Below are 22,373 nucleotides of genomic sequence, written 5' to 3'. Positions count from 1 at the left end.
TCCCATCGCGCGTCAGCGCGTGACGGCGCCGAGCTCCACGAACGCTCCGTCGGTCATGACCACGAAGGGGCGCTCGTCGAAGGTCAGGCCGCCCTTGCCGTCGTGGTCGACGATCTGCAGCTTGCCCATGCCGTAGCCCATCGGTCCGCGCGCGTAGTAGTGCGCCTGCAGGGTGTACCGGCTGGCCCGCTGCTCCCGGGGCGCGCGGATGGTGAAGCACTCGGGTCCGTAGCCGGTGGTCACGTCGGCGTAGAGGTGCCCGCCGCCTGGCAGCGTCGGGTCGCCGTAATAGGCGTGGCCGCCGCGGTCGTCCCGGATGTGGAAGTCGACGTCGTTGGCGTCGGTCTCCCAGTTCAGCACGAAGCGGAGCGAGGGCGCGTCTTCGAGCGCGGCGCCGGCCTTCGCGAGCCGGGCCAGGACGGCCGCCCGGCGCGCGGGCTCCGCCTTGAGCCACGCCGCGGCGACCAGGCCGAGATCCTCGCGCAGGATGCCCTCCACGCCCGAGAAGCGCCCCGGCGGGTAGCGGCGCGCGATGCCCGCCGCGAGCGCGTCGAAGGCGGCGGCGTGCTCGCCCCGCTTGAGGCGGGCGAACGCGAGCAAGCGGTGGCTCGCGGGGTGATCGGGGCGCTGCTCGCGCGCCTTCTCGTACGTGTCGACCGCCAGCTCCAGGCTGGCGCCGCCCGCGAGCCGCTCGAGGCGCGCGCCGGCGAAGCGGCGGAGGTCCGCGCGCGCCGGGAACAGATCGATGAGCGAGCCGTACGCGCGGGCAGCGCCCGGCGTGTCGCCCGCCGCCTCGAGCGCCTCGCCGAGCGCGACGAGCGCGAGCACGTCGCCGGGAGCCTCGGCGTGCCAGGCCCGGGCGTCGCGCACCGCGGCCGGCGCGTCGCCTCGGTCGAGGGTGTCGTGGATCTGCTTGAAGCGGCCGGTATACGGCTCCGACCGAGGGGGCGCGGCGCCGTCGGGCGCGTCGGGCGCGGCCGGCGCGGGCGCGGCGTCCGGGGGCGGCGTGAACAGGATCGGGTACACCACGTCGACGCTGCCGCCCTCGGGCGCGGGGAAGGTGAGGTCGCGGAAGGCGCGGACCACGCAGGAGACCGTGGCGCTGTCGGGCAGATCGGAGCCGCCGTCGCGCGCGTTGGCGAGCGCGCCGCTCGGGTCGATGGTGAAGCGCACGGTGACGCGGCCTTGCAAGCCCTCGTCGCGCTGGAGCCCGCGCTCGTAGCAGAGGCGGAAGCGGCCGAAGTTCTGGCGGACGATGCGCTGGATCACCTCCGGCGGGAGGCGGCCGCTCACCTGGGTGGCGCCCATGCGGACCTGCGGCGCCGTGGTCCGGTGGCTGCCAGCGAGGCGACCGTGCCCGCTGCCGAAGCCCTGGCCGGTGCCCGTGGCCGACGCGGCGCTCGGCGCAGGCGCCGCGGCCCCGCTGCCGTGGCCGATGGAGCCGATCGCGCCGAGGCCGATGCCCTCGCCGCGGCCGCCGCCGCCCTCGCCGACGCCCGATAGCCCGAGCCCGCCGGCGCTCCCGCCGGCGCCTGACGGCGCGGGCCCCTCCTTGAGGAAGGCGTATCGGCTGTCCGCGCCGGCAGGAGGCGCCGGCGGCGCGGGGGGAGGGCGCAGGGCAGCGCTCCCGCCAGGGGAAACGTCGGCGCTCTGCTCAGTGGCAACCTCGGCGCGCTCGCCAGGCGAAGCGCCGGCGAGCGGGCTGGTGGCCGGCGCGGGGGCCGACGGCTTCCCGGCCTGCGACCGCGAGCGCCTCTGCACGGCGACGCGGCCGCCCTCCACGGTCAGGATGTCGGAGAGCCCTCGCCGGGCGATGTCGAAGCGCGCGTAGTCGTGCTCGGTCTCCAGCACGAGCAGCGCGGTGTACGGGCTGAGCACCCGGTGCGCGATCGAGAGATCGATGATCTGCTTGCGGATCGCGTCCTGGTCGCCCCCGGCGTCCTCTCGGGCGAGGAGGCCGTCGATCTTCGCCCGGGCCCACGAGCGCTCGAGCAGCGGGCGCTCCACGCCGCGGAGGTCGGGCGTCGTGGTGCGGCCGTCGACCGTGAGCCGGACGGGCAGCGCGGCCGGCACCTCGGCGTAGACGAGCGCCTCGTCGCCGGGCTGCACGCCGTTCAGGGTGCGGGGCCAGACCCAGCGCGCGCCCTCGATGTTCACAGCGATCCCCGAGCGCGTGGCCGAGCCGAGGCGCCGCTCGATCTCGGCGGCGCCGCGCGCGCCGTCGACCACGGCGCCGTCGCGGGGCAGGCCAGCCGCGACGAGCTGCCGCAGCGCGGCCTCGTCGCGGAGGCCGCCCAGCGCGACCGCGTCGAGCCGCTCGACCCCCGCGCCCCGCAGCGCCGCCGCGGCGCCGCGCAGCGCGCCCGGCGCGACCTCACCCGCCGTCGCGATGCCGTCGGAGAGCAGCACGACGCGCCGCTGGCCGCGGGTGCGCGCGCGTTCGCCGGCCCAGCGGAGCGCGCGCCCGAGATCCGAGGCGCCGAGCGCTTGCCGCTCGCGGATGCGCGCGATCTCGACCTCGCCGAACGCCGACGCCGCGCCGTCGAAGATGGGGGTGACGGCCTGGTCGTAGCAGGCGACGGTGAGCGGCGCGCCCGGGCCGCCTGCCTGGGCGACCGCCCGCGCGAGGGCCGCGAGCGCGCCGAGCTGCTCCTCGAGCCCGAGCGCGCGCGAGGCGCTCGTGTCCACGAGGATCACCGCGGAGGCGAGCGGATCGGGCCGCGCGTCCACCGGAGCGTTCACGCGGGCGAGCACGAGCTCGCCGCTGCGCAGGCCGCCGCGCGCCTCGATCGACGTGAGCCGCGCGGGATCCACAACGAAATCGGCCTCGGGCGCGGCGTCGTTCCGGCGCAGCGCGTGGACGGGCGCGGCGGCGCCGGCGACGGCGGCCTCGATGTCGAGGCGGCTCACCGCGGGCAGGCCGCGCAAGGGGACGGTGAAGGGCGCGCCCGGGCGGAGCTCCTGGGAGTACGACAGGACGATGTGCTTCACGCCGCGCGCCGGGATGGGGAAGACCCGCGCGCTCACCTCGTTGCCCGCCGCCTGCTCGAGCAGCGCAGGGTCCTGCTTGCGGTGGAGGAAGTCCTCGTACGCCTCGCGCGCGCGCTGGAGCTCGACGACCTCGCCCTCCTGCCACCGATCGTCGATCTTCATGGCGAGGCGCCCGACGCTCGCGCCGGGCGGCAGCGTCACGCTGAAGGTGCCCTCGAGCACGCGATCCTCGGGGTTCTCGAAGGTGAGGTGCAGCTCGGCGAGCGCGAGCGGCGCCTCGATCACCGCGCGGCCGGTGAGCGCGACGAGGCGCAGCCCGGTGCCGTCCGCGGCGGTGAGCCGGAACGGCGCGGCCTCGGCGCGGCGCGCCGCGACGGCGAAGGCCGGCGCGGCGGGCAGGGCGCGCGGCGCGGCCGGTGCGGGCCCGCGCGAGAGCGAGGCGGCGGTGGTGGGCGGCGAGGGGCTGTCGGCGCAGCTGAAGAGGGCAGGGACGAGGGCGGCGATCGCGGCGAGCGCAGCGCGGCTGCGGAGGAGGGCTCTAGGCACGGGGGATCTCCGGTCGTTGCGCGGCGGGCCGAGCCTGAGCGCGGGCCCGCCGGCGGTGGGGCAGGGCGATCGACAGCCCGGGCGAGCCGGAGGTTCCCGCCTCGCGCCGCTCAGTCCTTGGAGAACCGCGTCGGAGTAACCGCGGCATCGGCCGGCTTGGATTGTTCGGCCACATCTAGATTCGCTTCCGCGACGCCGCCGCCACGCACGTTGGTCGACGTGGCCCGGCCTGCTGAGTTGACCAGGACCATGTAGGCGCCGTCCGGCAGATCCGTCACCCGGTAAGTCCCGTCGGGCCCTGTCGTCGGATAGCGCATGTCGAGCCCGCCCTCTCCCTGGTTGCAGGCCACCTGGACCTGGATCCCCCGGAGTGGCTTCTCGCCGGCCGTGACGCGCCCGCGGATCTCGCCCGAGCCCTTCGCGAAGAGCGCCAGGTTCCGCTCGACCTCGCGCCCTTCCGTCACGCTGACGTGCGTCACGTTGCGCTGCACAGGGTCGACCAGCTCCAAGCGCACCACGACCGGCGGGAGCTGCTCGAAGCGATACCGACCCTCGGCGTCGGTCACCGTGTTCACGAAGCCGATGCTCCGGTGAGACGCCACGAGCCTCGCGCCGGCGAGCGGCTTGCCGTCGCTCCCGCGCACCATGCCGACGACGCTGCCGCCCGTGGACATGGTGAGATCGACTGGCGCCAGATCGCCGCACGCGGAGACCTGGACGCCTGTCGTCGTCGTGGCGTAGTCGCTGGCGTACCCGCGGACCAGGATGTCGCCAGCGGGGACGTGCTCCAGCCGGAAGCGGCCTTCGAGGTCGCTCTGCGCCTGGCTCGCGGCATCCATCGACCACTGGCTCGCTGTGCCCGCGGCCTGGCGCGACTCAGCGTCGAGGAACACCCCTGCGAGCGGCGCGCCTTTCTCGTCGTGAACCGTCCCCGTAAGCGTGCACCCGCCCGAGAGTGTCAGATCGACGTTGCGGCTCTCGCCGGCCCTGGCGTAGACGAGCGAGGAGAACGTCGGCGCATAGTCGGACGCCGTGACCCTGAGGAGCACCGGCCAGCCAGGGAGCTGGTCTACGCGGAAGGCGCCGTCCGGCCCCTCGAAGCGCTTCGATAAGAGGGGCGCAGGCGCCGCCGTGCTGTCGGGGGCCATCGTGATGACATCGACGGTGAACCGTGTGATCGGCTCCTTGCGCTCGTTGTAGACATGTCCCTCGACGATCCCGCTCCTCGGGAGCATGAGGGAGACGTCTTCACCGCTGTGCGCGATGACAAGCGACGGGCCGTATCCCTCTTTGTTGCCAACGAGATTGTACGTGCCGTTCGGGACACGGAGCTCGAAGCGTCCATCTTCGTCGCTCTGGACGGAGGCCGCAGTGGTCGGGAAGTTGCCGGCGACCTCGTACGTGGCCGCGGCGACCGCGACCCCGGCGAGCGGGACGCCGGTCAGGTCGTAAACCGTCCCGGAGATCGACGCCTGCTCGAGGGCTTGCTCGGCAGGGCGCGCGGCGGGGAGCTTCCATTGCGCCCGGTTGATGTAGCCCGATCGCTTCTGCGCAGGCGCCGGCTCGCGTTGCGTGGTGAGGGGCGCTTCGTGCTTCGGCCGGAAGAACAGCACGGCGACGAGGGCGAGCGCCGCGAGCAGGCACCAGAGCGGCCATCGTCGGGGAGTATCGTGACGCAAGGCAGGGGGTTGCATGAGAAGTTCTCCATCGAGTCATGGTGTGGGGAGCTGTGGCGCTCGCAGCGATGTCACCGCCGCGAGGAGCGGGGATATCCACTGCGGCTCCCGCTCGCTCTCGGGGCGAGGCAACGGCGGACACAGGGAGCGAGCACCGGCGCATCGAGGAGGCCTCCGGGACCGGTCGCGCCCGGCCCCGGAGGCTCCCATCATCGGACGTCGACGCGGCGGGGTGCGCTCGGCGTCACGCAAACGTGATGCCTTGGGCACCAAGGAATGGGAAAACTGGAATCTGAATGATGCCGACCAGGGACGGCGTCAGCGCCACAGTGTTCGCAACCTCGCCGAGGATCATGATGGCGCTGGGTGAGAAGGGGGGACCGAATGGCATACCCATCTGAGTAAACCCCATACAGGTGGGCGTGAAGCCATCGCCGGCGTACGCGGTGCTGTTGATGTCAGTCATCATGTTCTGTATGCAGCTCGGGTTGGTCGCCGTCGTCGCCTCCAGGACGTTGCAGACCGCGTCGCCGAACAGGGGGTTGTTCCTCCAGAGCAGGTTGTACCCGCATGTTCCGTTCGGAGCGGCGACGCTGTTGGGAATCGGGCCGCCTGAGAACAGGAAGACGAACCGCCCTGTGCCGGCCGACAGCCCTTCGATCGTGATGGCGCGCGGCGGCTCGGGCGGCGTGACCTGGATGGTCCTGATGGCCATGGCGCTGCCCGAGAACGACATGGTGGCGAGCGCGGTGAGGATGACGAGCTTCTTCATAAGCACAACTCCTTGTGTTTCGTGACCTGTGGAACGTGCGTCTTGAGATGAACGCGGGACGACAACCCCTACGGAGAGCGCCAGATGCGCTCGCTCTCCTGGGGCCATGCGCTGCCCGAAGACCGCCGCGCCGGATGTCTGGCGAGGGAACGCCACCGCAGGCGTCGCTCCCTGCCATCGACTTCATGGCGCGTGGCGCCAGCGGAGAGGGCACGCCACAGCGGGCCCCTCCGACGTACGCCCCGATGGAACCGGAACTCCTGTCGGCTTGGACAGGAACTCCTCGAATCGGACGGGGCTGACGATACCCCTCATTTCCCAACGAGCAAGTCCTGGAGAAAGAAAGAATACACTAAACAAGCGAGAAACGCGTGGACGGCGCGCCACAGCTCGGGCGATCACCGTGGTTGCACCCGAACTGCACAATCTTGGAACATCCCAAAGCGCGCCACGGGTCGTCCAGCCGAGAATGCGCCTGTTTGTCAGGAGCATTGCCAGACATGTCCAACGTGGTTCATCGAGCGACGCTGAGCGCACAAAGGCCCCGTCCAGCGTGGCCAGTTCCAGGTGCGCTTATGTCCTTCATCGTGCGCCGCGCCAGGGTCGCCGCGGTGCCGGGGCGCCCTTGGGCCTCGTAGACGTCGCGCCGGTGCTTGCCTGACGAGGGACGCATCACAAGGAGAGGAGGGAATCTGTCCGATACGGACCGGACGGCTCACGAGGAATGAGCTCGGCCCGCGAGGGGCCGGCAAGCGCGCTCGCAGAGAGCTTTGAGGCGGAGCGACGGCGAAAGCCGTCCAGCGGCAGCGGCCGAAGCACCGCGGTGCGGCCGCGCCCTGCTCCGCGCGATCCGGCCTCAGTGCATCTTGACGAGCTCAGTCGGCGATTGGGACGTCAGAACTCGGGGAACCTCTCGTGGGCCGTCCGCATGCGCACCTGGGGCGGTCATCTCGTGTCCATCGGTCGATGACGCGACCAGGCCGAAGGCATGATGGGGCCCGTGGGCCAGAGAGCCCCGCTGCTCGGCAGTCTGCGTGCGGCGCACACGTTCCGGGCCTGCCCTCGCCCGAAAGCGCTGCCGTATGGCTGTATTGGGGTGGGGACAGAACGAATGAGCCGTCGACTTGCGGTCGTCGTGCCATGCTAGATTCGGCGGCGTCCGGCTCGCCAGGATGGCTGCGGACCCGTCGCTTTGGCGCCTGCGGCGGCCAGCGCGCATGCGCTGCGGAGAGAGGAGACGCCAGGAAGTACAGAATCGTGTCAAGCAACACCGATCTTGGCTTTCTGGAGGGTGCATTCGCGAAGCTGGAAGGTGCGCTCATCGGCGTGGGGGCGAATGCGTGCGATTCGTGGACCGTCAGCACCCCATTGACCAGGCGCGAGCCGCGCAAGCTCATCAAGGCGACGTGCCGCAGCTTGTTGGTCTTCACGCTAGAGGAGGCGGACAGCGAGTCCTCGTCCGATTCCGATGGCGAGCTGGAGGGTGACGACGATGACGAGGGGACCACCAAGCAAAAGCAGCAAAAGAAGATGTTCGGTTACTGACCGCCTGGCGCCCGCGCCCGCCCTCTCCGATCTCGACGCGAGGCGGGGCCGAGCGCCGGCGCAGCGGCGGGCTCGGCGCCACGCCCGCAGATGCGCGCTGCTATAGTGCGCAGCGGTGCGCTTGAACTAGATTGCGGCGCTACTTATGCAGCTCCCGAACCTCCCACCCGCCGAGCGCAGCTCGCTGCGCACGCCGGGCGCGCCGTCGAGGCGCTGCCGGCTCATCCCCGTCTTCCTGCTGGCGCTCGCGGCCGCCGCGTGCGGCGGCGGCTCGCGCGGGGACCCCGATCGTACGCGTGATGACGGCGCCGGTGGCAACGGCGCTGCTGGCGGCAACGGCGGCGCCGGCGATCAGGGCGGAGGCGCCGGGAGCGCCGGCCAGGGCGACGCGCGTTGCCACGACTACACGCGCTTTGACGCCGGGCGCCCCGTGGAGTTCCGGACGGAGGTGCTGCCGCTCCTGCAACGCTCCTGCGCGACCGGCGCCGCCTGTCATGCCGACTCGCGCGGCGACCCGACGCGGCCCTACCTGGGACCGACCGCGAGCACGCCGCCGGCGCAGGTCGGCGCGGACGAGCTCGCTGCCATCCGCGAGCAGAACGTGGACGTCGACTCCGCAGAGGCCTCCGGGATGAAGCGCGTGGCGCCGGGGGACCCGGAGCACAGTTACGTCATGCACAAGATCGATGGAACGCTCGAATGCGGGCTCGTTTCGTGCGACGAGGGCTGTGGCCTCGCGATGCCGCCGACGCTGAAGCCGCTCTCGGCCGACGAGAAAGACACCGTCCGCCGCTGGATCGCTCATGGCGCGGCGATCGATTGAGGCCGCCAGCGGTCGATGGTTTCACGGACAAGGAGATCCGTCACGATGTCTCACAGGAACGGTTCGCTGTGGTTCACTCGGTGCATGCTCGCCGCGGCGAGCGCTCTGACAGTCCTGGGTTGCGGCGACGACGAGGAGGTGCGGCCGGCCCCGACGCCCGCAGCCTTCCGCGCGTTCCCCGCCGTCCCCACGGGGGAGGCCCGGGAGCTCGAGCTGCCGCGGGCTCAGCCCCCGCGCCGCTATCCCGACCTGCCCGAGGCCGTCAGCTCCTTCGGCGCCGCCCTCGCCGACGACACGATCTATACGTACGGGGGGAACCTCGGAGGAGGCTTTGCGGCCGAACACCAGTCGACCGGGTTCCGCCGGCTCTCCCTTGCGCAAGGCGGCGCCTGGGAGGACCTCGGGGCCGTGGAGCACCTCGAGAGCATCGCGCTCGTGGCGCACGGCGGCTTCATCTATCGTATCGGCGGCCTCCGCGTGGACAGCGCCATCGACGAGCCGGAGGTCCTCACCTCGGTGGCGACGGTCGAGCGCTACGATCCGCGCGAAGGGACATGGCACGCCATGCCGGACTTGCCGGAGGGGCGCTCCGGGCACGGGGCCGTCGTGGTGGGGGACCGGCTATATGTTATCGGGGGCTGGACGCTCGCGGGCCCTGGCGAGCTGCTGACCCGGGGAGCCGTGCTCGACCTCTCGACGCCCGACGCGGCGTGGGTCCCCCTGCCCGAGGCGCCGTTCGCGCTCCGCTCGCTGGGCGTCGCGAGGCGCGGTGACACGATCTATGCGCTCGGCGGCGTCGGCGAGGGGATGGCGTTCTCGGGCGAGGTCTACCGGTTCGACACGAAGACCGAGGCCTGGTCGCCGGGCCCGGCCCTCCCCTCGGAGATCCCGATTGCCGGCTTCGGCGCGACGGCGTGCAACGACGAACAGGACCTCTACGTCAACTTCGCCGACGGCCTCTTCCGGCTCGACGAGGCGGGCGACGGCTGGGAGCCCGCGGGAGCCCTGGAGTTCACGCGGTATTTCAGCCCCCTGATCTGTCCTGGCGGCGGCGAGGTGATCGTCCTCGGCGGGCGATCCGCGGCGGACAACGAGCTGACCGCATCCGTCGAGTCCGTCGACGTGGCGCAGTGACCGCGACGCGGAGCGCAGGAGCAACCGCTCATAGAGTGGAGCTGGCTCCAGTCTTCTGGAGTCGTGCTCACCGTCGGACATGCGGTGAGGAGCGCGCTAGCCTCCTCGGGCTCGGTGCGCGACCGGGATCGTGCAGGAGAACGTCGTCCCCGCGCCGAGCTCGCTATCGACCGAGATCTGCCCCCCGTGCGCCTCGACGATGCCCTTGACGATGTACAGCCCAAGCCCCGCGCCAGCGCAGCGCGCCGCCCGCCCTTGCCAGTAGCGATCGAACAGGCGCGGGATGTCTTCGGGCCGGATCCCCGTGCCCGTGTCGCTGACGGACAGGCGGACATCGGGCCCCTGGCGCTCCGCGACGATCGTGATCTCTCGTCCTTCGGCGGTGAACTTCAGGGCGTTGCCCACGAGGTTCGACAGCACCTGGAGCATGCGGCCACGGTCGCAGCGGAGCTCAAGGCCGCTCCCCGGAAGGAGGGTGTGGAGCCGGATCCGCTTCGCTTCGGCGAGCGGCGCGAGCATCTCGGTGACCTCGCGCACGAGCGAGCCCGCCTCGCACGGCTGGACGTCCAGCTTCAGGCCCTTCGCCTCGATGATGGCGGCGTCGAGGAGCTCGCCGAGCATCTCGACGGTGCGCTCCGCGGCGCGCTTGATCTGCCGCGCCCGATTGCGGATCGGCTGCCCCGCCGCGTCCGCCGGGGCCGATCGCTCGAGCAGGGACGCGGCCAGGATGATCGACGACAGCGGGTTTCGGAGGTCGTGCGCCGCGATGGCCAGCGCCTCCTCGCGGAGCCGCCGCGCCCGCTGCTCGGCCTCGTAGAGGCGCGCGCGGTCCAGGGCCTGCGCGCACTGCAGGGCGAGCGTCGTCATGAAGCGCCGATCCTCCTCGCTGATCCGACAGGCGTCGCGGTACGTGACCCCGAGCACCCCGATGGTCACGTCACCCAGCGTCATGGGGACGCAGATCATGGTCTTGGCCCAGTCGCCTACCGGCGCGTCGGGATAGGCAGCCTTATACGCCTCGAGCGACTCGAAGATCAGCAGCTGACCCGTGCGGATGCAGTCGACGGCAGCCAGGCGCGCGGACATGGGAATGCGGCGTAGGCGCTCGACCACGTCCTCGGGGTAGCCGGGCGCGCGGAGGACCTCGATCACGCCGTCCTCCGCGAGGAGCGCGACGTACCCCGCGTCGGCGTAGAGCGCGGCGAGCCCGAGCGAGAGGACCACCTCGGCCACCTGCGCGGGCGTCGCCGCGCGCGAGAGCTCGGACGTGAACGTCTGGAGGCGCGCGACGCGCGCCTCCGCCAGCTCGACCCGGATGCGCGCGACGCGCTCGCTGGCGAGCGCCCGCTCCCGCGCCTCCTCGGCCCGCTTGCGGCGCTCGATCTCTCTCACGACCTCGACGACGTACAGCGGCGCCCCCGCGCGATCGCGAGCGAGCGAGCGCGTGACCGCGACCCAGAGCGTCGACCCGTCCCGCCGCACGCAGCGCTCTTCGGTGGTGGAAGAGGGGATCTCCCCGTCGCACAGCGCATGGACATGCCGGAGCGCTCTCTCCGCGTGGTCCGGATGCCGGAGATGCTGGGCGCGGAGCGCCATCATCTCCTCGACGGTGTATCCGAGCAGCTCACAGAGCTTCGGGTTCACGCGGAGCAAGCGGTCATCCAGGGAGACGTGGGCCATCCCCACCGCCGCCTGGTCGAAGGCCGCGCGGAACCGCTCGTCGCTCTCGGCGCGCGCGACGTTCGCTGCGCGCGCGTCGAGCAGAGCGCGGACGGCCGTCATCAGGAGCCGGCTCTCGATCGGCCATGCGCGCGAGCCGGCACGACAGCAATCATACGTGGAACCGCACGAATTCAAGGTCGACGGCTGACCGACGGCCGCGCGGGCCCGGCCGGCGTGCAGCACCGGGATGGCCGCCGCGCCCAGCGCCGCCTGGAGGCGCTGGCAGAGCTCGCACCGCTCGCTGTCCGGCAGATCGACGCTGATGAGCACCAGGTCCGGCGGTCGATGGGCTCTTCGCAGGCTCTCTGCGATCGTCGCTGCGAGCTCGACCCGCAGCCCAGCGGCCTCGAGCGTGCGGCGGATCTCCTCTCGTTGGGCCTCGTCATGATCGACGATCAGGACGGTAGGTGCCTGCATACGGTCCGCGCTCTTCCTTGGGAGAATGGAGAGTTGAAGTAGCTCACTTTCTCGCGGCTCGCCTCTCGCGGAGGCGTGTCGAGGGTACGAACTGTGCAAGATCCCGGAGCAGAATCGCGGACGACGGCGCACGCGACCGCGCGCTCGAACGAGGGGTTGGCTCATGGCAGCGTGGCTGGAATCAGCGCTCGAGGCAGGACGCCTCTACCGCTCGATCGGCGCCCTGGAGGCGGAGCAGCTGCGTCCTCACGTGCACCGCGCCTGGGTGCGCTCTCATGGGGGAGGGGCCGATCCGCGCCGTCCCAAGGCCGAGTTCCTGAGCGCGCTCGACACCGAGCGCCTGCGCGAGCGGCACCAGGAGCTCATCCTCGCTTCCGAACCGTACCTTCGCGCGCTCAGCCAGGCCTCGGGCAACGAGCGCCATGCGGTCATGGTGGGGGACGAGCGGGCGATTCTCCTGGATGTCCACGGTGACGAGCACACCATTCACGGTCCCGAGCGGTTGCCCGGTCCCGGCGCGTTGCTCGAGGAGAGCGTCTGTGGCGCGAACGGCGTCGGTACGGCGCTCGCCGAAGATGGCTATACGGAGCTCGTGGGGCCGGAGCATTTCATTCAGGGATTCCACGCCTTCACCTGCCATGGGCTCCCGCTCCGAGACGGCGATGGGACAGCCATCGGCGTGCTCAGCCTCTCTGTCAGGAGACCCGAGATTGGCAGGCGTCTGCGCGAAATTCTGCTCTGCGCCGCGCGCGCCATCGAGATGGAGCTCCTCGCCATGCGCCTCGAGCGGGACATGGATCGTGTGCTCACTGCGCGGGACGTGCCCATGGAGGATCTGACGCGGTTCCTCCAGGACATCCTCCAGGCGCGGGCAGCCGCGCGACTCAGGATCGATCTCGCCGCGGATCAGCTCGCCGGGAGCGTCCTCGCCCAGACGCGCGATCTGCTCCACCTCGCCGCCAACGTGCTGCGCCGCTTCCGGCGCTCCGCTGCGCTGTGGCGAGCGCTCGCGCTGGACGGGGCGACGTCGCCGCGCCCGGTGGCGCTCGACGCGCTGATCCGCGATCTCGCGGAGCTGCTGGAGGTCGAGTCGGCTGTCTGCGACGTCACGACCAGCATCCAGGAGCTCGAGCCCGTGGTGGTCCAGGCGGACCACAACACCCTGGCGCGCGCGCTCTTTCGCGTGCTGCTGAGCGCCGTCCGGGCTGCGCGCCGCGGCGTCGTGCACCTCGCGCTCCGGGCGACGCCGACGGGCGGAGAGCTGTGCCTCACGCTCTCACCCGGCGCGGGGGTCGCCGCGCGCGCGCCGTCCCCCGTGCGGGTGCTGGTGCCGACACACCCGGGAGCCCCGGAGCGCGCGGCGAGCGATCTCAGGGTGTGGATGGCCTGAGCCGCCGGGTCAGCGCGGAATGAGGTTGCGGCAGCCGCTGCCGCAGGCGTCCCCGTCGCGGTTGTTGCCGTCGTCGCACTCCTCCACGGCCTGGACGACGCCATCGCCGCAGTACTCGCCGAGCTTGCAGTCCTGCGCGCACTCGCCGTAGCCGCCGTCGTTCACCCCGTCGTCGCACTCCTCGCCCAGGCTGACGACGCCGTCGCCGCAGACGGGCTTGCACTCGCTCCGCGCCGTCGCGAAGCCCTGCAGCGTGAGCTTGAACGTCGACGCCGCGGTCTGGCGCTCGGCGTGGAACACGGCGATCTGGTAAACGCCCCCGTCCATCAGGCCGAGATCGACGTTCCGCGGCTGGATGACGTCGTCTTCCTCCGTCGCGTAGGTCACCCTGCCTCCCCCGTTGGCGTTGATGACGAGGCGCCCGTTGACGGCGCTGTGGATGCCGCCGACGTCGACCGCGAGGCGATCGTTGATGAACACCCACACGTCGTCGTCGCCGGTGAAGTCGAGCTCGTACTGCTCGCCCGCGTTGTACTGGAACCAGTAGCGGATCTCGCTCGTGAAGTGGAAGTTGTGCTTCGGGCTGCCTGCCTCCTTCAGCCAGTCGCCGCCGCCGTAACTCGGGAAGATGTCGGCCGCGACGCGCTCGGCCGCCGGGGTGAACGGATCGTCGTCGACCGGGAAGAACAGCGGGTTCCCGTCGTAGGTCTCCTCGATATACCTCGCCCAGTAGACCCCGTCGCGCACGTTGCAGCTGTGGAACTGCTCGCTGTGGATGTCGCCGCACTGCGGGGTGGCCTGGGCCGACGAGGTGCACTCCTCGTCGTTGATCTCGTTGCCCACGTTGCCGCAATAGTGCTCGCTCTCCTGGGACAGCAGGGTCCACTGCTGGCCGTCCTCGCCCCAGCGGTTCACGAAGCGGCCGTCGCCGGTGTCCCAGAGCGTGAGGGTGGTGGCCGTGGTGCTGTTGGTGCCGGGCACGTCGTGGTACCACTGGGCGAAGCTGTCCGCGCTCGTGACCAGGCTGTTGGCGGCGGCCATGTACGTCGGCTTCTTCTGGGCGTCGAGCCGCTGCCCGACCATGTTGAAGATCGGCTTGCTGTTGGCGGGACCCTTCGGCTCGAAGTCGGGGTGGGCCGCCTTGAAGTCGCGGAAGACGACCGGCACGGCCATCGATCCCGAGGGCTGGGGGACGGCGCAGGTGTAGCCCGGCTCCTGCTTGCACGTCGCGGAGCAGCCGTCGCCGTCGATGTTGTTGCCGTCGTCGCACTCCTCGCCGAGCACGAGGCCGTCGCCGCAGCGCGACGCGCACGAGCCCGCGGAGCAGTCGGGCTCGGCCTGGCAGCTCGCGGAGCAGCCGTCGAAGGGCATCGTGTTGCCGTCTTCGCAGCTCTCCGCGCCCTCCTGGGTGCTGTCGCCGCAGGTCGTCGGCGTGCAGGCGCTCGGGTTGCCGCTGCACTTGAAGCCGACCTCCACCTTGCAGGTCGGCGAGCAGCCGTCGGCCGCCTCGGTGTTGCCGTCGTCGCAGAGCTCCGGGAACACCACAACGCCGTCACCGCAGCGGGCGATGCGCGTGCAGGCGACTCCGGGCAGCGGGCACGACCAGCCGAGCTCTACCGAGCGGCAATCCGCGGCACAGCCGTCATCGCCCACCGCGTTCCCGTCGTCGCACGCCTCGTCCTTGGTCAGGCCCCCGTCGCCGCAACGGAACGCGCTGTCGCCGTCGCCGATGTCCGATCCGCTCCCCGTGGTGTCGCCGTCGCCGATATCGCCGCCGGTCGTGGTGGTTGGGTTGTCCCCGCCGCCGCCGGTGCCACCGCCTCCGGCCGGACGCTCGCGGCTCGCAGAGCAGCTCGCCGTCAGGGCGGCGCAGCTCATGATGAAAATGGTCGAACCAAACCACGAAGATCGAGGACGCATGACCTGCTCCTTCCGGTTGCCCGGGACCTCTCGGGATGCGTGAATTGGCGGCAGTCTCCCACGCGAGTGCCCTGAATTCGAGCCCTTCCTGCGCGAGCCGTCACCTCCAGGGCTGTTGAATAAAGGGGCTCCCCCTGTGCGTGGATAAATCCTCAACCAGCGTCTCTTTCCCCCGAGGGCGGACCGCGTGAGGGACGTATACTCGCGCGCCGGCCGGCTCGCTCCTCCTCGCGGGGCGGCCGGCCCGTCACCGGACCTGGAGCGCTGCATGTTGCGATCGTCTGACTCGACCCCTCCTCCGGGGAGCGCCCGCCTCCCCGGCGCGACCGCGCGCCCCCGGCGCTTCTGGGCCGGGTGGGCCGGCTTCTCTGGCCTGCTCCTTCTGATCATCCTCGTGCCGTTCTTCCTCTTCGCCGACAGCCTCGAGGCTGCGGCCCGAAGGCTGCTCGCGGCGCCGCCTTCGCCCATTGCGACGGCGCTCGTCCTCGGCGGATTGCTCGCCGGCGATATCGTCCTGCCGGTGCCATCGAGCCTGGTGAGCACGGCGGCGGGCGGGCTGCTCGGCTTCTGGCGCGGGACGGCGGTCTCGTGGGCAGGCATGATGGTGGGCTCGGGGCTGGGTTATCTGGTCGGCGCGCGCGCGGGCGCGCCGGCGTTGCAGCGGATGGTGGGCGAGGCGGAGCTCGCGCGCCTGACGCGGGCCGCCGAGCGTCACGGCCGCTGGTTCCTGCTCCTTTTCCGCGGCGTGCCCGTGCTCGCGGAGGCATCTCTCGTCTTCGCGGGCGCGGGCCGCATGCCCTGGCGCGCGTTCGTCGCGGTGACGGCCCTGGCCAACCTGGGCATCTCGGCGACCTATGCCGCAGTCGGCGCCTCGGCCGCGCGGCTCACCTCCTCCCTGCTGCTGCTCGCGGGGATGGTGCTTCTACCGGGGCTCGCGCTGCTCCTCGCCCGCCTGCCGGAGCGCTGGCGTAGACCCGTAGGAGAGGGCGAGGGCCGTGGGAGAGGAGGGGAGTAGCGCTGGCAGCTCGGCTGCCGGCACACCCGCCGCCGTGAGGATCGATGAAGGTCGGAGCAGCGCGTCGACGCGTCGACGCACCGCGTGCCCCTGTGACTGGCACTGTGGCGAGTCGCAGCCTTCCAACATGCCTCTCCCATTGACGAGATCTGACCAAGGCCCCTTTCACGGCGTTTGACGCTGCGCGTATGTGGAATGACGCTGCGCACCTATCCAATGACGCTGTGCGCCTGGCAAATGACGCCGCGCGTGCGATGGGAGCGCGGGGCTGCGGAGCGGCTCGGCCATTCAAGCGCAATTTGAAAGTCAAGTGTCTCGTGATGGCGGTCCCCTCGTCCAGCGTTCCTGCAGGATCCCGTTGGAGGAGAGCGCCTCCTGCGATCCACCGTCGTGGGAAAAGCACCGCCATATCGATATTGGTTCCGGCATCGGGGGGTGCGTCTCGTCTTGACCCTCTGTTTGGTGGCGGGTAACATGCGAGCCCGGTTGGCAACCCGTCGGTGTTGCTTGATTGCGAATTCTGCGCAGGGTCGACTGTCGAGCGCGACCAACCGTTGATCTGGCTGGGATTACCTTACGGACGAGCCTTTGGGGGTTGTCGCTCGAAGCAGTGCGCCGTGCTCTGAATTTGTGCTTAACGAAAGAACGAACCTATGAGAATCCGAAGAAGCCATATCTTCTTGTGTTCCTTCGCCGCCCTCGGTCTGGTGGGCATCGCCTGCGGCGGTGACGGCTCGACCGCGGCGACCGGGGGTGGGCTGACGGGCTCCGGCGGCGCCAGCAGCGGCAACGGCTCGGGTGCGGGCAGCAGCGTCAGCAACGGCGCGGGCGCCGGCAGCAGCGGCAACGGCTCGGGTGCGGGCAGCAGCGTCAGCAACGGCGCGGGCGCGGGCAGCACCACCAGCAACGGCGCAGGCGCTGGAATCCCGAGCGGCAGCGGCAGCGGCAACCCGGACGCGAAGCCCACGCCGGACACCGATGGCTCGCCCGACGGCATCTTCCGCGTCAACCTCGACAATGGCCGCCTGATGCAGAACGGCCAGGAGATCCAGGTTCGCGGCGGCAACTGGTTCGGGCTCGAGGGACAGGACGATCTCGAGCGTCCCGGCGCCATGGAGCTCTTCATCGGGTCGATGTGGTGGGCCGAGAACGATGCCCCGCGCACCATCGAGGCCACGATGAAGGAGCTCACGAGCTCCAACCTCAAGTTCAACACGATCCGGCTCCCCATCGCGCCGCAGACCCTGGTCGCCAACCACGAGGACGGCGACTACAGCCGCACCTCGCCCCGGATCAGGAACAACAACGAGAAGGTCTACCCGTACGCCAACGCGCGCGCGGCGCTCGAGGACTTCCTCAAGCAGGCCGACAAGAACAACCTGAACGTCATCCTGGGCATCCACTCCTGCTCGAACCACCTCGGGTGGCGCGCGGGCAGGCTCGACGACGACAAGCCCTACGTGGACAGCGATCGCGAGAACTACGATTACAAGGCGGACGCCTACAGCTGCAAGACGGGTGAGGACGCCTACGATTACGACAAGTGGCTCGCGACCATCCGTGAGATGGCGCAGCTGCCCAAGAAGCTCGGGATCGACAACATCATCGGCATCGACTGCTTCAACGAGCCGTGGAAGTACAGCTGGCCCGAGTGGGCGGACATGGCCAAGGCGTGTTACGACGTCATCGCCGAGGAGAACGACGACATGGTCGCCGTGGTCCAGGGCGTGTCCGGCAGCCACCAGCCCGCGGGCGCCAGCGGCCTGACGCTGGAGCCGGAGCCCCACGGCGATCCCGACCTCAATCCGAACTGGGGTGAGAACTTCTACGGACAGACGGCCTACCCGATCCAGATCCCCAGGAATCGGCTCTGCTTCTCGCCCCACACCTACGGGCCTGCAGTGTTCGTTCAGAAGCAGCACGTCGATCAGTCCAAGCCCGAGTGCGTCGGGCTCGAGGACGAGGAGGCCGCCAAGGCCAAGTGCGGGCTGATCCTGGAACGGAGCAACGCAGACGCCGTCGCGAAGCTGACAAAGCAGTGGGACGAGCACTTCGGGTTCCTGCACGACCAGAACTTCTGCGTGATCACCGGCGAGTTCGGCGGCGTGAAGGACTGGCCGAAGAACGAGATGGACCCGGGGCTGGCCCAGACGTGGGCGCACCTGCCTGCCGGCAAGCGCTACGACTGGGAGTGGCAGAACATGTACGTGGATTACCTCATCAAGAAGAAGATGACGGACTTCACGTACTGGTCCATCAACCCCGAGTCGGGTGATACGGGTGGCATCTACCTGCACGCGTACACCAATGCCGACAAGACGGGCTGGGGCAAGTGGACGGGCCTGGACACCGAGAAGGTCGAGATGCTGGCGCGTCTCAAGTAGGCCGAGTCGCTGATGAAGAAGGCCGCCCGCAGAGCCAGGCTCTGCGGGCGGTTCTCTTTTGTGATTTCATCTTTGTGACTCCAGCTTGCCACGGCGGAGTCGGCCCGGGTCGTCGGCTAATCGCAGCTGTTGTCGCGCGCGTTCACCAGCGCCTCTCGTCTTTCCGGTGGGCCGCCGCGCGAAGCGTGGTCGGCATCAGCGGCCTGTTGCCTGGGAGACAGACAGAGCAAGAGAGAATACACAGGGAGACGGGGAGGCGGGGAGGAGAGAGAACTCGAGAACAAGGTGGATTGGTGAGGGGGCCATCGTTCGAGCCTGCTCGCCTGGGGGCGACTGCTTTCAGGTAGCTCGATGGTTCGAGCGATTTTATCTCTCGCCTCCCCGTGAATCTTCTCTTCTTCCCCTCCGCCCTACGCCGCGTTTCGTCTCGGTCGATGTCGCGAGCTCCACGCCCGGCGCCATGGCGGTGCTGGGCAGGATTCCTCTGTCCGGGTCGATCGCGCCGCGTCGCCGCCGTCTCTGCTGCTTGCTGGGCGCAACTTCGCGTATTCCCGTGGTCTGCGACGATGTGGCGAGAGCTGCCCCACGTGAACTGGATGGACTGGCGTCCGAGGAACTCGTAGCCTCGTCCTGCCAACTGGATCGTCGTCGCGTCCGGAGGTGAAGAGCTGTTCCACGCGACGGGCGCATGTGAACCATCGGTCGGGGGGGGCCCGGGCGGCTGCGTATCGGTGCGATTGCCGGTTTCGGCGGAGCCCGTGGCACGGGAGGAGGCTCATGGAGGATCGCAGGACGGCCCGCGCGAGCGCGGACCAGAACGTACGTTTCAGGGTGCTCGCCCCGCTGGTGCTCGCCCTGGCGCTGCTGCTCTCGCTCTATCTGGTGACGACCTACAGAGCGTTCACCTCGCAGCGCGAAGCGAGCCTCCAGCAGGCGACCGAGACCACAACGGAGCTCCTGCGGCGGGCGAGCGAGGACAACATCGCGACCCTGGGCTCCCTCATGAGCGCCATCAGGCGCGATCCCCTCCTCGAGGACGCGATGCGCCGCCAGGACCGCGAGGCGCTCCTCGCGCGGGGGGCGCCGCTCCTCCAGGAGCTCCAGGCGCGCGCGGGGATCACGCACCTCTACTTTCATGCTCCCGACCGCGTGAACTTCCTGCGGGTTCACCAGCCTCACCGTTTCGGCGACACGATCTCTCGCGTCACGCTCATGGAAGCGGAGCGGACGGGACAGCCGAGCGTCGGCAACGAGCAGGGGCCCCTCGGCACGTATACCCTCCGGTACGTCATGCCGTGGCGCTCCGGGGATCGCCTCCTCGGCTATATCGAGCTCGGCAAGGAGTTCCAGCTCGTCGCCTCCTCGCTGCGCGAGGCCCACGGAATGGATGTCGCCATCCTCGTCGACAAGAAGTACGTGGATCGAGCGCTCTGGGAGCCGACCGCCGCGGAGCAGCGCCTGCCTCCGTGGGACGCGCTCCCCTCGATCGTCGCCGTCTTCAGCACGGCGCAGGCGCTGCCCGACGAGCTCTCGGCGAGGCTGGCGCGGCAGGGCCTGGATCTCGACGAGCCGACCGTGACCGTACAGGCGGACGGGCGCGTCCTGGAGTGCACGCTGCTCCCGATCGACGACGTCCGGTCGCTCGAGACAGCGAAGCTGCTCGTGATGCGCGACGTGACGGGCGTCGCCGCCGCCGCGCGCGCGCAGCTCGTGGCCGGCTGCGCCGCGTTCGCCGGCGTGAGCGGCGGGCTGCTCGCGATGTTTCACGTCCTCCTCGGCCGCATCCAGCGGGATCTCCGGGAGCGATCGAGGCTGCTGACCAGCGCGAAGGAGCGTCTGGAGCAGGAGATCGAGGTGCGGATCGTCGCGCAGCGCGAGCTCGAGGGGGCGCTCGGCGCGTCGGCGGCCGCGTCCCAGGCGAAGACCGAGTCGCTCGCCCAGCGCGAGGAGGCGCTCTGCGAGCTGCAGGCCACCAAGCGCGCCCTCGAGCAGCAGCTCCAGACGATCGAGCGCCAGCGCGTCACCATCCGGGAGCTGTCGTTGCCGATCGTGGACGTGTGGGACGAGATCCTCGCGCTCTCGATCGTCGGGCCCGTGGACTCCGAGCGGGCGGCCGACATGATGGATGGCCTGCTCCGCCGGATCGTCGACGCGCAGGCCCGCTGGATCATCCTCGATGTGACGGGGCTGCCGGCCATCGACGACGAGGTCGCGGCGCGCCTCGCCCGGGTGGCCAAGGCCGTGCGGCTGCTCGGGTGCGACTGCATCGTGACGGGCATCAGCCCCCATATCGCGCGCGCGTTCGTCGCGCTCGGCGTCGAGCTCGGCGATATCCGGCCATTGCGCAGCTTGAAGGACGGCATCAAGCACTGCATGTCCGCCCGCCAGGCGGCCGCGCTCCGATCGACCCTGGCGACCTGAGCGCCGCGCGGTCGGGGCGGATCGGGCAGCGCGCCCGCCGATCGCCGGCGGCGGCGCGCTGCCGTGTTCCGCGGCGGTCCAGGCTTGGATACGCTACCTCACGAGCTCGCCCGTCTCGCGTGTGGATCCGGGGCCGAGCGCGCCGTTCTTCGAAGCCCCGCACCCGCCATGTACCGAACCGCCGCTCCGCTGCCTCCCGAGCCGCCCCGCGAGTGGCAGCTCATCGTCGAGGGCTTCCTGTACGAGCACCTCTCCGTGCCCGAGGCATGGCTCGCGCGCGCCGGGGGCACCGTCGCGCTGCTCGTCGGCGCGCGGATGCTCGCGCCCGAGCACCACGGGGAGAACCGCGCCTGGCTGTTCGGCGATCTGCGGCGGATAGAGGGCCAGCGGCCGCCGCTCCTCGCCCCCACCTCGTTCGGGCTGGAGCGCGTGTGCGCGCCGGGCGAGGCGGAGGCGCTCCCGCGGCACGTCGCCGTGTGCCCCTGGCCCGACGCGGCGGGGATGACGCTGGAGGGCATCGCGCGCCACCTTCCGGGCTCGCGCTTCGAGATCGGCGCGGCGGCGGAGGTCGCGGCGCAGCTCGCGCGCGTGCGGCTCGCGGTGCCGCATGCGCGCTTCACGTACGCGCGCGTCATCGTGTTCGAGAGCGGCGAGGTGCGGGTCGCGCCGCCCCTGCCGGAGACGGAGCGCTCGGCCGCGCTGAGCGATTCGGGGTTCGAGTTCCTCGACGACCTGGGAATCAGGGTCTCCCCGCTCCCGGACCCGAGCGACCTCGAGCCGGCTTTCGGCGTCGCGTCGGCGCTCTTCGAGCTCGTCGCGGGCTTCGGCGAGGCGGGCAGCATGGCGAAGCGCCAGCTCCTCCACGCCGCGGCCACGGCGCAGCCCGCGCACCCGCTGCCGTCGGACTTCGGGGTGCGCAGCCGCGAGGTCGACGCCCTCGTCGCGCGGGGCACCTCGGGCGAGGCGTCGCTCCCCGAGCTCGCGCAGGCGCTCGCCGCGCTCAGCCAGGCGCTCGACGGCCCGGCCGCGCTCGGGCGCGCGGTGCGCGCGAGCGTCGCGGCGGCCACGCCCTCGCCGCCCCACCGGCAGATGGGGGACGGCAAGCGCGTCTACATGCTCTTCCCCGACGTGCAGGCGCTCCCTGTCGGCGCAGTCTGGCCGGGGCCCGAGCCATGACGGGACCGCGCCGCCGAGGCGTCTCGCGCGTCTCTCACGTGCCTCTCGTGTGGCAGCCGCGGCTAACCGCGGCCCGGCACCTCGTCGAAGCTGAAGAAGACCAGCTTGCCCATGGAGCGGGACAGCTCGACCATCTCGTCGGCTCCCTTCGAGGGGCCGCCGATCCGCAGGCAAGCGTCGCAGCGCGCGACGAGCCGGCGGGCGACAGGATGGAAGATCTCGTTGAATACCTCGTCTCCGATCTGCCGCGACCCGGCGTGCTCGATGAGCGGCAGCGCGAACCATTCGCCGAGGACGGGGAGGTGGCCCGCCCGGAACAGGCGCACGGCCATGTCGTTCATCGCGCGAACGTTCGCCGCGATCAGGACCGGATCATCGCCCGTGCCGGAGCGATAGGGCCCGGCGACGAGGATCATGAGGGGCTGGGTAGGTTGCATCGTC

At 70.8% G+C, this 22,373-nt stretch carries 14 protein-coding genes; 8 read left to right on the top strand and 6 right to left on the bottom strand.

The window, feature by feature from the left end:
- Positions 1-12: 12 nt before the first annotated feature.
- From WMF19_RS30620 to WMF19_RS30610, 3 genes are all read right to left on the bottom strand, one after another.
- The gene (locus tag WMF19_RS30620) at positions 13-3,537 is read right to left on the bottom strand and encodes an AgmX/PglI C-terminal domain-containing protein (protein ID WP_437893614.1); all 3,525 of its coding nucleotides are present in this window, start codon (positions 3,535-3,537) and stop codon (positions 13-15) included.
- Between the two features lie 110 nt (positions 3,538-3,647).
- The gene (locus WMF19_RS30615; protein ID WP_437893613.1) at positions 3,648-5,231 is read right to left on the bottom strand and encodes a carboxypeptidase regulatory-like domain-containing protein; all 1,584 of its coding nucleotides are present in this window, start codon (positions 5,229-5,231) and stop codon (positions 3,648-3,650) included.
- Between the two features lie 226 nt (positions 5,232-5,457).
- Positions 5,458-5,985, bottom strand: coding sequence for a hypothetical protein (locus WMF19_RS30610; protein WP_437893612.1), 528 nt, complete (start codon positions 5,983-5,985; stop codon positions 5,458-5,460).
- Between the two features lie 1,257 nt (positions 5,986-7,242).
- Between WMF19_RS30610 and WMF19_RS30605 the strand changes: the two genes are divergently transcribed.
- From WMF19_RS30605 to WMF19_RS30595, 3 genes are all read left to right on the top strand, one after another.
- On the top strand, positions 7,243-7,530 hold the full coding sequence (locus WMF19_RS30605) for a hypothetical protein (RefSeq protein WP_437893611.1): 288 nt from the start codon (positions 7,243-7,245) through the stop codon (positions 7,528-7,530).
- 145 nt (positions 7,531-7,675) lie between these two features.
- Positions 7,676-8,353, top strand: a complete 678-nt coding sequence (locus WMF19_RS30600) for a hypothetical protein (protein WP_437893610.1) — start codon at positions 7,676-7,678, stop codon at positions 8,351-8,353.
- Between the two features lie 45 nt (positions 8,354-8,398).
- A complete protein-coding gene (locus tag WMF19_RS30595; RefSeq protein ID WP_437893609.1) occupies positions 8,399-9,487 on the top strand; it encodes a Kelch repeat-containing protein in 1,089 nt (362 codons plus the stop codon).
- Between the two features lie 96 nt (positions 9,488-9,583).
- Here the strand turns inward: WMF19_RS30595 and WMF19_RS30590 are convergent, their stop codons facing one another.
- A complete protein-coding gene (locus tag WMF19_RS30590) occupies positions 9,584-11,626 on the bottom strand; it encodes an ATP-binding protein (protein WP_437893608.1) in 2,043 nt (680 codons plus the stop codon).
- A 163-nt stretch (positions 11,627-11,789) separates the two neighbouring features.
- Between WMF19_RS30590 and WMF19_RS30585 the strand changes: the two genes are divergently transcribed.
- Positions 11,790-13,016 (top strand): GAF domain-containing protein, encoded by a 1,227-nt coding sequence (locus tag WMF19_RS30585; protein WP_437893607.1) that lies wholly within the window; start codon positions 11,790-11,792, stop codon positions 13,014-13,016.
- A gap of 9 nt (positions 13,017-13,025) precedes the next feature.
- Here WMF19_RS30585 and WMF19_RS30580 read toward each other — a convergent pair whose 3' ends face one another.
- Positions 13,026-14,936, bottom strand: a complete 1,911-nt coding sequence (locus WMF19_RS30580) for a DUF4215 domain-containing protein (protein WP_437893606.1) — start codon at positions 14,934-14,936, stop codon at positions 13,026-13,028.
- A gap of 268 nt (positions 14,937-15,204) precedes the next feature.
- Between WMF19_RS30580 and WMF19_RS30575 the strand changes: the two genes are divergently transcribed.
- The 4 genes from WMF19_RS30575 to WMF19_RS30560 all read left to right on the top strand — a co-directional run bounded on the left by WMF19_RS30575 (position 15,205) and on the right by WMF19_RS30560 (position 21,932).
- Complete coding sequence (locus WMF19_RS30575) at positions 15,205-15,951, top strand: TVP38/TMEM64 family protein (RefSeq protein WP_437893605.1); 747 nt, start codon at positions 15,205-15,207, stop codon at positions 15,949-15,951.
- A gap of 653 nt (positions 15,952-16,604) precedes the next feature.
- The gene (locus WMF19_RS30570) at positions 16,605-18,335 is read left to right on the top strand and encodes a glycoside hydrolase family 5 protein (protein WP_437893604.1); all 1,731 of its coding nucleotides are present in this window, start codon (positions 16,605-16,607) and stop codon (positions 18,333-18,335) included.
- 777 nt (positions 18,336-19,112) lie between these two features.
- The gene (locus tag WMF19_RS30565) at positions 19,113-20,756 is read left to right on the top strand and encodes a cache domain-containing protein (protein WP_437893603.1); all 1,644 of its coding nucleotides are present in this window, start codon (positions 19,113-19,115) and stop codon (positions 20,754-20,756) included.
- 168 nt (positions 20,757-20,924) lie between these two features.
- Positions 20,925-21,932 (top strand): hypothetical protein, encoded by a 1,008-nt coding sequence (locus tag WMF19_RS30560; RefSeq protein ID WP_437893602.1) that lies wholly within the window; start codon positions 20,925-20,927, stop codon positions 21,930-21,932.
- A 62-nt stretch (positions 21,933-21,994) separates the two neighbouring features.
- Here the strand turns inward: WMF19_RS30560 and WMF19_RS30555 are convergent, their stop codons facing one another.
- Positions 21,995-22,369, bottom strand: coding sequence for a DUF4406 domain-containing protein (locus tag WMF19_RS30555; RefSeq protein ID WP_437323371.1), 375 nt, complete (start codon positions 22,367-22,369; stop codon positions 21,995-21,997).
- Positions 22,370-22,373 lie beyond the last annotated feature (4 nt).

The organism is Sorangium sp. So ce124, assembly GCF_051525235.1.
In the GTDB taxonomy this organism is placed as follows: domain Bacteria; phylum Myxococcota_A; class Polyangia; order Polyangiales; family Polyangiaceae; genus Sorangium; species Sorangium atrum.
The sequence above is the reverse complement of the archived record's forward strand: the minus strand, read 5'-3'. Positions and strand labels throughout refer to the sequence as shown.

What these genes read in the sequence shown, in the direction of transcription:
- WMF19_RS30565 (WP_437893603.1), top strand. Translation starts at nt 19,113, where the DNA reads ATGGAGGATCGCAGGACGGCCCGCGCGAGCGCGGACCAGAACGTACGT.
- WMF19_RS30555 (WP_437323371.1), bottom strand. Translation starts at nt 22,369, where the DNA reads ATGCAACCTACCCAGCCCCTCATGATCCTCGTCGCCGGGCCCTATCGC.
- WMF19_RS30600 (WP_437893610.1), top strand. Translation starts at nt 7,676, where the DNA reads ATGCAGCTCCCGAACCTCCCACCCGCCGAGCGCAGCTCGCTGCGCACG.
- WMF19_RS30585 (WP_437893607.1), top strand. Translation starts at nt 11,790, where the DNA reads ATGGCAGCGTGGCTGGAATCAGCGCTCGAGGCAGGACGCCTCTACCGC.
- WMF19_RS30590 (WP_437893608.1), bottom strand. Translation starts at nt 11,626, where the DNA reads ATGCAGGCACCTACCGTCCTGATCGTCGATCATGACGAGGCCCAACGA.
- WMF19_RS30580 (WP_437893606.1), bottom strand. Translation starts at nt 14,936, where the DNA reads ATGCGTCCTCGATCTTCGTGGTTTGGTTCGACCATTTTCATCATGAGC.
- WMF19_RS30560 (WP_437893602.1), top strand. Translation starts at nt 20,925, where the DNA reads ATGTACCGAACCGCCGCTCCGCTGCCTCCCGAGCCGCCCCGCGAGTGG.
- WMF19_RS30595 (WP_437893609.1), top strand. Translation starts at nt 8,399, where the DNA reads ATGTCTCACAGGAACGGTTCGCTGTGGTTCACTCGGTGCATGCTCGCC.
- WMF19_RS30610 (WP_437893612.1), bottom strand. Translation starts at nt 5,985, where the DNA reads ATGAAGAAGCTCGTCATCCTCACCGCGCTCGCCACCATGTCGTTCTCG.
- WMF19_RS30570 (WP_437893604.1), top strand. Translation starts at nt 16,605, where the DNA reads ATGAGAATCCGAAGAAGCCATATCTTCTTGTGTTCCTTCGCCGCCCTC.
- WMF19_RS30615 (WP_437893613.1), bottom strand. Translation starts at nt 5,231, where the DNA reads ATGCAACCCCCTGCCTTGCGTCACGATACTCCCCGACGATGGCCGCTC.
- WMF19_RS30575 (WP_437893605.1), top strand. Translation starts at nt 15,205, where the DNA reads ATGTTGCGATCGTCTGACTCGACCCCTCCTCCGGGGAGCGCCCGCCTC.